The organism is Paraburkholderia sp. FT54 (genome assembly GCF_031585635.1).
In the GTDB taxonomy this organism is placed as follows: Bacteria; Pseudomonadota; Gammaproteobacteria; order Burkholderiales; family Burkholderiaceae; genus Paraburkholderia.
The window spans coordinates 1,648,696-1,660,972 of sequence record NZ_CP134196.1; the positions used below are offsets into that span (position 1 = coordinate 1,648,696).

The 12,277-nt window shown below is 65.2% G+C and carries 10 protein-coding genes; 4 read left to right on the forward strand and 6 right to left on the reverse strand.

Features of this window, described 5'->3' with window-relative positions; translation table 11 throughout:
• Nucleotides 1-59: 59 nt before the first annotated feature.
• The 3 genes from RI103_RS26910 to RI103_RS26920 form a co-directional block, all read right to left on the reverse strand.
• Nucleotides 60-308 carry a hypothetical protein gene (locus tag RI103_RS26910; RefSeq protein ID WP_310815493.1) on the reverse strand — a complete coding sequence of 83 codons (249 nt, stop codon included), beginning with the start codon at nt 306-308 and terminating at the stop codon, nt 60-62.
• 253 nt (nt 309-561) lie between these two features.
• The gene (locus tag RI103_RS26915; protein ID WP_310815494.1) at nt 562-4,029 is read right to left on the reverse strand and encodes a DEAD/DEAH box helicase; all 3,468 of its coding nucleotides are present in this window, start codon (nt 4,027-4,029) and stop codon (nt 562-564) included.
• A 124-nt stretch (nt 4,030-4,153) separates the two neighbouring features.
• Nucleotides 4,154-4,936 carry a DeoR/GlpR family DNA-binding transcription regulator gene (locus tag RI103_RS26920; protein ID WP_310815495.1) on the reverse strand — a complete coding sequence of 261 codons (783 nt, stop codon included), beginning with the start codon at nt 4,934-4,936 and terminating at the stop codon, nt 4,154-4,156.
• Nucleotides 4,937-5,213: 277 nt separating this feature from the next.
• Between RI103_RS26920 and RI103_RS26925 the strand changes: the two genes are divergently transcribed.
• Entirely contained in the window at nt 5,214-7,709 is a 2,496-nt protein-coding gene (locus tag RI103_RS26925; protein WP_310815496.1) for an FAD-dependent oxidoreductase, read from the forward strand.
• 7 nt (nt 7,710-7,716) lie between these two features.
• Here the strand turns inward: RI103_RS26925 and RI103_RS26930 are convergent, their stop codons facing one another.
• The 3 genes from RI103_RS26930 to RI103_RS26940 form a co-directional block, all read right to left on the reverse strand.
• On the reverse strand, nt 7,717-8,256 hold the full coding sequence (locus tag RI103_RS26930; RefSeq protein WP_310815497.1) for a cytochrome b: 540 nt from the start codon (nt 8,254-8,256) through the stop codon (nt 7,717-7,719).
• Nucleotides 8,253-9,344: a catalase family peroxidase gene (locus RI103_RS26935; RefSeq protein ID WP_310815498.1), complete on the reverse strand. Its 1,092-nt coding sequence runs from the start codon at nt 9,342-9,344 to the stop codon at nt 8,253-8,255. Before RI103_RS26935 ends, RI103_RS26930 begins: the two co-directional genes overlap by 4 nt.
• Nucleotides 9,345-9,457: 113 nt before the next feature.
• The gene (locus RI103_RS26940; protein ID WP_310815499.1) at nt 9,458-9,727 is read right to left on the reverse strand and encodes a DUF4148 domain-containing protein; all 270 of its coding nucleotides are present in this window, start codon (nt 9,725-9,727) and stop codon (nt 9,458-9,460) included.
• 279 nt (nt 9,728-10,006) lie between these two features.
• Between RI103_RS26940 and RI103_RS26945 the strand changes: the two genes are divergently transcribed.
• The 3 genes from RI103_RS26945 (at nt 10,007) to RI103_RS26955 (ending at nt 12,221) form a co-directional block, all read left to right on the forward strand.
• The gene (locus RI103_RS26945) at nt 10,007-10,729 is read left to right on the forward strand and encodes a transcriptional regulator (protein WP_310815501.1); all 723 of its coding nucleotides are present in this window, start codon (nt 10,007-10,009) and stop codon (nt 10,727-10,729) included.
• A gap of 149 nt (nt 10,730-10,878) precedes the next feature.
• A complete protein-coding gene (locus RI103_RS26950; protein ID WP_168790759.1) occupies nt 10,879-11,397 on the forward strand; it encodes a sigma-70 family RNA polymerase sigma factor in 519 nt (172 codons plus the stop codon).
• A complete protein-coding gene (locus tag RI103_RS26955) occupies nt 11,394-12,221 on the forward strand; it encodes an anti-sigma factor (protein WP_310815503.1) in 828 nt (275 codons plus the stop codon). Before RI103_RS26950 ends, RI103_RS26955 begins: the two co-directional genes overlap by 4 nt.
• Nucleotides 12,222-12,277: the final 56 nt, after the last annotated feature.

The window sequence follows — 12,277 nt, forward strand, 5'->3', positions numbered from 1 at the left end:
CGATGAAAGACGGGCCGACGACCTACATCGGCCCGTACCCTCACTTCATCGGCCGATGCTTACGGCTTGACCGGTGCTGCATCGCTGTTCGACGCAGCGGCTGCCTCGCCGCTAGCAGCCGACGCGGCGTGATGGTGATGCGCGTGCTTGTGATGCTTCTTCTTGTGGTGATGCTTCACAGCCGGCGCAGAGGCTTCCTGCGTAGCCGCACCTGCCTGCGACGATGCGTCGACCGGCGTGGATGCCTGGGCGAAGGAGCCGATCGAGAACAAACCCGCGACGGTAACGGCGAAAATATGCTTCTTCATGGATGGAATTTCCTTAACGAACTGCGTTGACTGACCGCTTCACGGTCGCGTGTTCAACGAGTGTCAGGACAAAGCGTTGACGGCATCGCCGGGAACAGGACGTTCCTTGACGATTTGTCACGATTGCGCTCATGGCAGCGTCAAATCTGGGGATATTTGAGCGCCCGCGAACGAGCGCAACGTCGCGTGGCGCGGCCTGCGCGCCGAACGTTTTGAGAAAGACTTTCGAGACGCTTTATCGCGACGCCGGGCCCTATCTGCCGCCTTCGATTTCCGGCATCGGCGCGAACAGCGCGTCGAGGTCGTCGTCCGAGAACTTGGCGGCGCCGGCGGCGTCTTCGGAAAGAATGCTGTCGGCGAGCCCTGCCTTCTGCTCCTGCAGCTCCACGATCTTCTCTTCGATGCTGCCCGCCGCAATCAGCTTGTACACGAACACCGGCTTGTCCTGTCCCAGCCGATGCGCGCGATCGGTCGCCTGATTCTCGGCGGCCGGATTCCACCACGGATCGTAGTGGATCACCGTGTCGGCGGCGGTCAGGTTCAGGCCGACGCCGCCCGCCTTCAGGCTGATCAGGAAGAGCGGCACCTCGCCCTGCTGAAAACGCTCGACCGGCGTGACGCGATCCGCCGTGTCGCCGGTGAGAATCACATAGCGAATCGAGGCTTCTTCGAGTGCTTCCGCGATCAGCGACAACATGCCGGTGAACTGCGAGAACAGCAGCACGCGGCGTCCTTCCTCGATCAGCTCCGGCAGCATCGACAGGAGCAGGTCGAGCTTGGCCGAACGCATGGCGCGCGCGCCTTTCTCGACGCGCTCCGCCCTGTCGCGTTTTTCAACTGCGCCGCCTGTTTCCGCGCCCTCGCCCGCCGCCGTGAGCCTCCTGACGAGTCGCGGATCGCAGCACACCTGGCGCAGCTTCAGCAAAGCGTCGAGCACGATGATGTGGCTGCGCGCGAGACCTTGCGCGGTGACCGCGGCGCGCACTTTCTCCTGCATCGCCGTGCGCACGGTTTCATAGAGATCGCGCTGCGCCCCTTCCAGATCCACCGAGCACACAATGGTGGTCTTGGCCGGCAACTCCCTGGCGACCTCGTCCTTGCGACGGCGCAGCATGAACGGCCGGATGCGGCGCGCCAGCAACGCGCGACGCACGCCGTCGCCATTCTTCTCGATCGGATTGCGCCAGCGTTTGGTGAAGTCTTTCTGGCTGCCGAGAAAACCCGGCAACAGAAAATCGAACTGCGACCACAACTCGCCGAGATGATTCTCCAGCGGCGTGCCCGTCAAACACAGCCGATGCCGCGCACGCAGCCCGCGAATCGCCTGCGCCGCTTTAGTCGTGGCGTTCTTCACGTACTGCGCTTCGTCGAGAATCAGCAAATGATAGTCATGCTCGGCGAGCACCTTCTGATCGCGCCACAGCAGCGCGTACGTGGTCAGAATCAGTTCGTGTTCGCCGATCTGCTCGAAGCGCTCCTTGCGCTGCGGGCCGTTGAGCACCAGCACTTTCAGTTCGGGCGTGAAGCGGCGCGCTTCCTCGCGCCAGTTGTGCACAAGCGTGGTCGGCACGACAATCAGCGCCGGCCGCGTCAGCCGCCCCGCTTCTTTCTCCGCGAGGATATGCGCGAGCGTCTGCACGGTCTTGCCCAGACCCATGTCGTCGGCAAGCACGCCGGCGAGATCCTGTTCGCGCAGAAACTGCATCCAGTTCAGGCCTTGCTGCTGATAGGTCCGCAGTTCGGCCTTCAGGCCGCGCGGCACCGGCACCTCGCGCAGCCCGGGACCGGCTTGCAGACGTTGCGCCAGTTGCCGGATCGAATCCTCGCCGCGGAATTGCCAGCGGCCGGTGCTGTTCAACGCCTCCAGCCGGCCGGCGTCGACGGATGCCACACGCAGCGGCGCACCGTCGGCAAGCGAGCCGCCGAGCGCGTCGAACAGGTCGACCAGCACGCGCACCACCGGCTTCAGACGGTCGGCGCGCAAGCGCAGACGCTTGTTTTCCTCGGTCTTCAGCTCGATCGGTTCGTCGTCGGCGATGGTTTCGAGCGCGCCGCTCAGCCAGCGCCGGTCGCGCCGGAACAGGTCGGCGAGCAGCGGTTCGAGCCGCACGTTGCGCTCGCCGATGCGGATGCCCATCTCCAGATCGAACCAGCCGTCGCCGGCCTGATGCGCGGTGCCTTCTATAGCGTCGATTTCGATGACGTTATAGCGGAACTCCGGCGCCATCGTCACGCGCCAGCCTTTGCTCACGAGGTCCGGCACGGCGTCGTTGACGAATGCGGACCACGCGTCGGCATCGGGCAGGCCGAGCATGGTGTCGGGCAGCAGGCGCGATGCGTGGACGCGGCTGGTCGGCACCTTCTGCAAACCCGTCTTGCGCAGTTCGAGCAGGCGCTTTTTCTCGGCCTCGTAGCGGCGGCGAATGTGAATGACGTCGCCGCCCGGCATCGGCACGAGCGTCACGCTGCTGTCCACGTTGATGCTCACGCCGTCGTAGTCGAAACTCACGCCGGCCAGTTCAACGGCTCCGGATTGACGCAGCCCGGCCTTGCTCGCCGACGACGGCAGCGCGTGACTGTTGAGCGTGAGGACCGGCACGGGATCGACGTCGATCACGCGAATCGCGGACGCGTCGTGCGTGGGCGGCAGCGGCAACTCGGGCGCGATCTCGCGCAGCACCGAGGCGACCAGCGGCGCTTCGGCGAGCGAGATCGGCGGCATGGCGAGGTAGTCGGGCAACTGCTGGAACGGCAGCGACGACTGGACGATGCCCGCCTCATTCGCGACGCCGTCCACGTACCAGACCGGCTCGGTCGGCAGCACCATGCTGGCGCGCGGCTCGGTGCGCAGCACGGGCCGCAGGCGCTCGTCGGCGAGCGGCTCCCATTCGATCCGGCCGGGCCGGACGGCGCCGCGCGACAGCGCGCTCGGTCCTGGCTGGCCGGGCGCGGGATTGAAGTCGGCGAAGAGCCGTCCCGTGGCGATCAGCTTCTGCAGCATCTCCGCGCCGCTCGTGCCGTGCAGGATGAACTGCCCGAAGTCCTCACGGGAACGGCCGAGCCACAGGCCGCGCAAGATCGACAGATCTTCGTCGGAGACGAATTTCGGCTGCTTGAGGAGCGCCGCCTCGACATTGGCCCAGGGTTCGTCGACTTCGACGACCGCACCGTCCGGATTGCAGCGCGCGCGGTACAGCACGACCTCGTGGCGCATGTGGAAGTTGGACCAGTTCAGCCGGTAAGCGAGGGTCTGGGTGCGCGGGGCGCTCGCCTTCTGGGCATCGGCATCCGCGGCTTCCGCGCGGGCACGAAAACGTTCGAGCCAACTGACCAGTTCGGGCCGCACGCCGGACGGTTGTCCCATGTGCGCCCGCGGCTTCGGCGGCAGCTCGCCCGCCGCGTCGCCGTCGTCCAGTTGCACGCGGGTGATATGGTCCATCTCGTCGTGATACTCGAGCTCGGCGAGCAGCAGCGCGGCGACATGCTTGCAGTTCCGGCCGACCGGACAACTGCAGTCGCCCTGCGCCCAGGGCGAACCACCATCGGTACGGAACCGCACGCGCGTCTTATAGGGAAGCGGCTGCGTGCCCTGCACGTCGGCGCTGAGCGTGGCGCCTTGCCATTTCACGTTGGTGACGGCGCCGACCGAGCGCGCCTTGGCGACGGTGTGGTCCCCCAGCCATTCTGCAATCCGTTCCCGATCAAAGAAAACTGACGACATCAGCGTCCAATCCTATTCAAGCCGGCTTGGGCAAGCGCGCGGACAGAATCAGCCCGGCAGAGCGCGCATGGCGCCAGCCGGTGCATGTCTGTGCGGCATCGATTGCCTGTGGTAACCGGCCATTTTACGCGTTGGACGAAATTGGCTGTGTGGCCACCTCCACATCCACCCCGGCCGCCGCGAACACCTGAGCCAGCGCGGGCGCCGGCGCTTCATCCGTCACCAGCAGATCGACGGCGTCCGCGCCGAACGCGTGCACCAGCGCGCTATGGGCGAATTTCGCGTGATCCGCCGCGACCACGCGCTGCTCGGCCTGAGCGAAGGCCGCCAGCGAAAACGCGACGTCGGCGGGCAACGCGTCCATGAAACGCCCCTGCATGTCGATCGCGGTGACCGAGACGATGGCGTAGCGCACGTGGAACTGACGCAGGAAAGCCAGCACGCTGTCGCCGAACGCGGCGCCGTCGTCCGGCCGCAACTCGCCGCCCGCGATGAAGACCCGGTTGCCATTGCGCGGCGCCAGCACGCGCGCGACTTCGATGGAATTGGTCACGACCGTGAGCCGCGCACGGCCGGCGAGCGCCTGCGCGATATGCAGGCACGTCGTGCCGCCCTCGAGGATCAACGAATCGCCGTCCCGCACCAGTTCGCCGAGGCGCGCGCCGATCGCCCGCTTGCCCTCGAGGCTCGCCGTCATGCGCCGCTGGAACGGCGGCTCGTCGAGACGCTCGGGCAGCATGACGCCGCCGTGAACCTTGATCAGCAGGCCGTCCGCGATCAATGGCTTGATATTGCGGCGGATGGTCTCGTCCGATACGTCGAATTGGCCGGCGAGATCGGTGATCGTGCAGGTGCGCTGCTCGCGGACGAGTCGCAGGATTTCGGCTTGGCGCTGGGTGGAGAACATGGGGATTGGGCGGGTGATGGTTTGCTGAAGTCTACCAAAAGCACGATTTGGCGGGATGGATAGCCACACACTTCCAACTAAAACCACATTCGTGCAGTGATCGCGGCGCATTTCTGCCTTTTTGGTGAACAAGGCCGAGACCATTGCACTGCCGCTGCAAATCCCGTTCCGGTGACCAAAGGATGACGCCTTCACAATCACAACAAGGCCGCGCACTCGTTGCATTTCGTGTCTTTTTACGGCAATCTATGCGCACTTAATCCACGTATTTCCACACATGTCCACATCTATCCCCACGCACGCTCGCGTCGTCATCGTCGGCGGCGGGATCATCGGCTGCTCGGTTGCCTACCATCTGACAAAGCTGGGCTGGACCGATGTGGTGCTGCTCGAACAGGGCCAACTGTCATGCGGCACGACGTGGCACGCCGCCGGGCTCGTCGGCCAATTGCGCGCCCAGGAGAGCATGACGAAGCTGATCCGCTATTCGACCGCGCTCTACGCCGAACTCGAAGCCGACACCGGCCTCGCCACCGGCTGGAAGCAATGCGGCTCGCTTTCGGTGGCCCGCACGGCCGAGCGGATGACGCAACTCAAGCGCACCGCCGCCGTCGCACGCGCCTACGGCGTGGCCTGCGAGGTGATCAGCCCGCGCGAAGCCGGCGAGCTATGGCCTGTCATGCGCACCGACGACCTGCTCGGCGCCGTCTGGCTGCCCGGCGACGGCAAGGCGAATCCCACGGATCTGACCCAGGCCCTCGCACGCGGCGCCCGCCAGCGCGGCGCGCGCATCGTCGAAAACACCCGCGTCACGGCGATCCATACACGCACCGCGCAGGACGGCATGGCAAGCGGCGCGCGCGAAGTCAGCGGCCTCGCGTGGCGCAACAAGGACGGCGAAGCAGGCACGCTCGGCGCGGACATCGTCGTGAATTGCGCCGGTCAGTGGGCCAAGGCCGTCGGCCGTTTGTGCGGCGTGACGGTGCCGCTGCATTCGGCCGAGCACTACTACATCGTCACGGAACGGATTGCCGGCGTGCACCCGGACCTGCCGGTGATGCGCGACCCGGACGGCTTCATCTACTTCAAGGAGGAAGTGGGCGGTCTCGTGATGGGCGGCTTCGAGCCGGATGCGAAACCGTGGGGTATGAATGGCATCCCCGAGAATTTCGAGTTTCAATTGCTGCCCGACGATTGGGATCAGTTCGAAATCCTGATGGAAAACGCGCTGCAGCGCGTGCCCGCGCTCGAAACGGCGCAGGTGAAGCAGTTCTATAACGGCCCCGAATCGTTCACGCCGGACAACAATTTCATGCTCGGCGAAGCGCCCGAACTGCGGCGCTTTTTCGTCGGCGCGGGTTTCAATTCGATGGGGATCGCGTCGGCGGGCGGCGCCGGCATGGCGCTCGCGGAATGGATCGTGGCAGGCGAGCCGACCATGGATCTGTGGCCGGTCGACATTCGCCGCTTCGCGCGCTTCAACGGCAACGACACATGGCTGCACGATCGCGTGAAGGAAACGCTCGGCCTGCACTACGCGATGCCGTGGCCGAATCGCGAACTCGACAGCGCTCGGCCGTTTCGCCGTTCGCCGCTGTATTCGCTGCTGCGTGACGAAGGCGCGTGTTTCGGCAGCAAGATGGGCTGGGAGCGCGTCAACTTTTTTGCGCCTTCACCCGCAGAGGCCAAGATCGGGTACGCCTTCGGCCAGCAGAACTGGCTGCCCTGGAGCGGCGCAGAACACCGCGCATGCCGCGAAGGCGTCGCGTTGTTCGACATGACGTCGTTCTCCAAATTTCTCGTCAAGGGACGCGACGCGCAAAGCGTGCTGCAAGGCATCGTCGCCAACGACGTGGATGTGCCGACCGGCACCGCCGTCTACACCGGCATGCTCAACGAGCGCGGCGGCTACGAATCGGACTTCACGCTCACACGGCTCGCCGACGATCAATACCTGCTCGTCACCGGCACCGCGCAAACCACGCGCGACTTCGACACCATTGAACGATTGATCCCGCACGACAAACACTGCACGCTCGTCGACATCACCGGACAGTACGCCGTGCTCGCCGTGATGGGCCCGCGCTCGCGCGAGCTGCTGCAAAGCGTGTCGAAAGCGGACTGGAGCAACGAAGCGTTCGCGTTCGGGCAGAGCCGCGAGGTCGACTTGGGCTACGCGACGGTGCGGGCCACGCGCCTCACCTACGTGGGCGAACTCGGCTGGGAACTGTACGTGCCGGTGGAATTCGCGGTCGGCGTGTACGAGACGCTGCAAGCAGCGGGCAAAGCGTTCGGTCTGGTCAACGCGGGCTACTACGCGATCGACTCCTTGCGCATCGAGAAGGGTTATCGCGCATGGGGCCGCGAGCTCACGCCGGATACGAACCCGTTCGAAGCGGGTCTGTCGTTCGCGTGCAAGCTCGACAAGGACATGGCGTTTCGCGGCCGTGACGCATTGCTGAAATTGCGCGCCGAACCGCCGCGCCGCCGCATGGTCGTACTGACCGCCGACGGCGCCGCGGATCGCATGCTATGGGGCGGTGAAGCGATTCTGCGCGACGGCAAGCCGGTGGGCTTCGTGAGTTCGGCGGCGTTCGGCCACACGCTCGGCTGTCCGGTGGCGATGGGCTACGTGAACAATCCAGACGGCGCCGCGGATGCCGCCTATCTGAACAGCGGCCGCTACGCGATCGACGTCGCCGGCGAACTGCTGCCGGCAACACTGCATCTGAAGGCGCCTTACGACCCGCGTTCGGAACGCGTGAAGATCTAATGAAGACCTAACGCTCGCCGCGCGCCATGCTCGAAAACACGCCATCGCGTCGGATCAGCCCATGAAACAGCGCCGCCGCGAGATGCAGCAGCACGGTGGCGAACAAGGCGAACGCGAGCCACGTGTGCAACGCTCGCAGCAGCGCGAACAACTCGACGTTATGCGGCGCGATCGGCGGCAAATGCAGCGGACCGTAGAGCGTGACCGGATAACCCGCGGCGGACAGCATCGCCCAGCCGATCAGCGGCATTGCCGCCATCAACACATACAGCACGAGGTGCGAGGCCTTCGCCGCGAGCCGCTGCGGCGTGGGCATATCGTCGGGCAACGGCGGGCTGCCGCGTGTGAGGCGCACGCCCACGCGCAGCACCACCAGCAGCAGCAACGCAATGCCGAGCGGCCGGTGAATCGCGATCAGCGTGTTGTGCGCGCGCGAGACAGTGGCGACCATGCCCACGCCGATGAACAGCATCGCGATGATCAGGGGCGCCATCGTCCAATGCAACAGGCGCGCGAATGGACTGAAATGGGTGCGCGTCGGCTTCATGAGTGGTCTCCGTTTGTCTGGACTTGATGAACCGCGGGATGCAACGCTTCCTCGCGGGTGCGGCGCTTGTAGGACAGCGCATACGCAGCCGAGCGCGCGGCGAGCAAGGGATCGTCCGACGGCTTGATGCCGGCCGGCAGGATCGTCGGATCGAAGTTGACGTCGCGGCACGCGCCGTTTGCCTGCGAGGTCGTGTGCTCGATCACGAGCGTGCCCGCGTCGATGTGCCGACGATCGTCGGGCCATTGCAGCGTGGCGTCGTCGGTGGGGTCGCCGGGCTTCGCGACGGTCAGGATCAGATGCCAGCGCAACGGGCCGCTTTGCAGGCGCTGATCGAGATCGGCTTCGAGGAAATTCTTCTCGGCTTTCTCCGCGTCAGTGATCGGCGCATACGGGGTCTGCGGCACCATCGCCCAGCGCACCGCGCTTGTATTGCCGGCGCTATCGGTAAAACGGAATGCGTTGATGCCGTAATACGCGGCATTCGCCAGACTCGACGAAGGCGGATGCGCCTTCACCCACGCCTGGAATGGCTGGGTTTCAGGATTCGCGGCGTAAAACGCCTTGAGTTTGGCCGGGTCCGGTTTGCCGGTAGCCGGGTCGGGCTTCGCGGCGACCAGTTGCTGATAGAACTGCTCGGGCGTATGCACCGCGAAAACCGGTGTCGAATTCATTCCGGTGCGCCACTGCTCGCCGTTTTGCAGCTGGAACAGCAACGCGAGGCTGCGCACGGGCGAACTGGTATCCGGCGCGGACGGGTTGCCGCCGGGAACCGCGAAGCGGCCCGTCACCGGCGTGCGGCCGGGCGCGAACACCGCGGCGCTGGACAGCACCGCGCCATCGCCGTTGCTGTCGAAATAGCCCTCGATGCACAAGCCCTTGGCATGATTGCGCCGATAGCCGGGATGCGGCTGGCCGGCCACGGCTTCGAATGTGTTGATGACACGCGGTGCCGTCAGACGCGCCGGCGTCAGCCAGCCTGCCGTGTAGGCAAAGCCGCCGGCGAGAACCAGCACGGCCGCGCCGATCGCGGCGAGCCGGCAGGGCACGCAGACAGGCCCGGAATTGGGAACGGATGGTTTTGCCACGAAAACTCCTCTTTCGGATAGATGCGCTTACCGGGCTAACACGCGATGCAGCGATCTATTCCATTCGATCTCCGGCGCGTCCGTTCCAGAGTTGCGCGCCGGGTACCGGCACTTCAATTGACGCTGCCTGCCTGTGCGTCGTGGCTCGCAACATGGTTTGCGGCCGCCGCTTCCCTGGCGAGTGCTTCCTTGTGCTGTGCGACCTGCTGCGCGAATACCGGGTTCACGTCGGGATATGATGCATCGGTGACGTAATTCAGGCCGTTCTGCTCGGCCTGGATCAATTCCTGGTACACCTCAGCACGCGTCTTGCCTTGCGCGAAAGCGCTGGACGAAGCGGCGAGAACAGCAACGGACAATGCGGCAAAAGCGATCTTCTTCATGATGAACTCCAATGAGTTTTGTGCGGGTTTGCATGAGGGAGAACCACGGGTTCGCGGCTTTTATTCCTGCCTCGAAGCGTTGGAAAAAACATATCTGGAAGCGGGAATAAACGGGCGCGCGATCGGGTTAGCTAGCGCTTCGCCGGCGCGGTGAAGGCCGCATGAAAGTGCGCTCCCGCCCGCCCCACGGCGTTGAAATTGTCGTGCGGACATATGGAATAAACTTGGGTGTGTGCGTGTTCGCCCCTCGCTAGCTGAACTCCCACGTATGCCGACACCATGACCACTGACGCCCCTTCCGATTCGCCGCTCTCCGAAGCGGACATTCAGGCTTACGCCGACGGTACGCTGACGCCGGAGCGCGCGGCGTTTCTGCGGGACTATCTGGGCAAGGATCCGGCGGAGGCGCGCCGGGTGGCCTTTTACGGCAGGCTGAACGCGCAGATCCAGCAGGCTTTTCAAACAACCGACGAACCCGTGCCGGGCCGCGTCAAAGGATGGCGTCGCGTGTTGGAGAGCATCAACACGGGAAAACGCACCCGCAAGGCGGTCAACACGCTGGCGGCGCTCGCGCTGACGCTGGCGGTGGCGAGCGGCTGGCTTGCCGCGACCCAGGTGTCCGCCCAGGCGCTGAACAACGCCGCGGTGATGGCACTGGCCGAAAGCGCAGCCGGGCAGTTTTCCGCTGCGTCGCCAACGCGCGCCGATCCGTCGGCGCCCAATCTCTCGGCGATCGGGTTGCGCCTCGTGGACCAACGAGTGGTGGCGCTGGGCCCGCTTCAGCGGGTCAGCGAATTCATTTATCTGAACGGCGACAATCAGCCGGTGGTGCTGCTGTCGGCGCTGGCGCTGTTCGCGCCGGCGCAGACACAGTGGTCCGCGAGACGCATCGGCGACATTCGCCTGTTGCTCTGGACCGCGCAGCGGCAGCGTTTCGTGGTCGCCGGCGACGCCCGCACCCACGGCCTGATGCGCGCCGCGGACGCGATGACCATGCGATGACGGGTGTTCACTACGGCGCGCATCTCATGATCTCAAACACCACGGCGGAATAAAGTGCACGTACGTGTGTTCGCATCTCAAATGCGTCGTTTCGTGCGGCAAGGAGAATGCCTTCCTGCCCGCGAAAAACGCCACGATCGGGATACAAAATGGATGTCCGTGACGAGCTGATGGAGCATGTGCCGCGATTGCGGCGCTATGCGCGAGCGCTGATCAACAATCGCGACCTCGCCGACGATCTGGTCCAGGACACGCTTGAGCGCGCGCTCGGCCGCACCGGCATGTTCCAGCCGGGCACCGACCTGCGCGCGTGGCTGTTTACGATCATGCACAACGTGTTCGCCAATCAGGCGCGCAAGGCTTCGGCGCGCGCCGTCCACGTGGCGGTCGACGACGAAAGCGTGCCCGAAAGCGAATTCGCCGTGCCCTCCGAGCAGACCCGCTCGCTGGAAATGCGCGATCTCGACTACGCGCTGCAACGTCTGCCCATGGAGCAGCGCGAAGTCGTGCTGCTGGTGGGCCTCGAGGAAATGAGCTATGCCGATGTGGCGCTCGCGCTGAACATTCCGCTCGGCACGGTGATGTCGCGGCTGTCGCGCGGACGCGAACGCTTGCGGGCGTTGATGGCGGGCACACAGCCCGGTGCAAAATTACAGGTGGTGCGATGAGCGACCAGACAATGCCGATCGGCGAAGAAGACCTGCACGCGTACGTGGACGGCACGCTGTCCGACGAACGCCGTGCCGATGTGGAGCGCGCGCTCGAACAGAACCCCGACCTGGCCGCGCGCGTCAGCGATTATTTTTCGCTGAACAGCATGTTCCATGAACGCTACGACCGCGTGCTGAACGAGCCCGTGCCGAAACGCCTGCAAGCGCCCGCGCCGCGCCGCTGGCGGATTGCCGCCAACTGGCCGCAGTTTGCCGGAATGGCGGCGGCGCTGGTGATGGGCGTGGGCATCGGCGTGGGCACGCATATGGGCCAGGATGTGATCGCGCCGGTCGTGGGCGGCCACTCGGACACGCGTCCTGTCAGCGCGGACAGCTCGGAAATGTTCGCTCGACAAGCGGCGGTGGCGCATGTGGTCTACATGCCCGCCGTCGACCGGCCGACCGAGATGAGCACCGGTGACCACGAACAGGATTTCGTGCAGTGGCTCTCCAACCGGCTCGGCACCAACGTGCATCCGCCGATTCTCTCGAAGAGCGGCTTCAACCTCTCGGGCGGACGGCTGTTGCCCGGCGCGGACGGACCGACCGCGCAGTTCATGTATCGCGGACCGAACGGCGAGCGCGTCACGCTGTGCATTTCGCGTCGCCAGCAGAACTCGAACACGACCGCGTTCAAGCTGTATCAGGACGGCCCGGTGAACGTGTTCTACTGGATCGACGGCGACTTCGGCTATGCGGTGTCGGGCGGAATCGAACGCAAGCAGTTGCTGCAACTGTCGCACGACGTCTATTCGCAGTTGACGGGCGCGGCGCCGGGTTGATCGCCGGGCCGCACTGCGGTTTGCGTTTCAGCTCGCGGGCGCGTGGCCTCGAACAT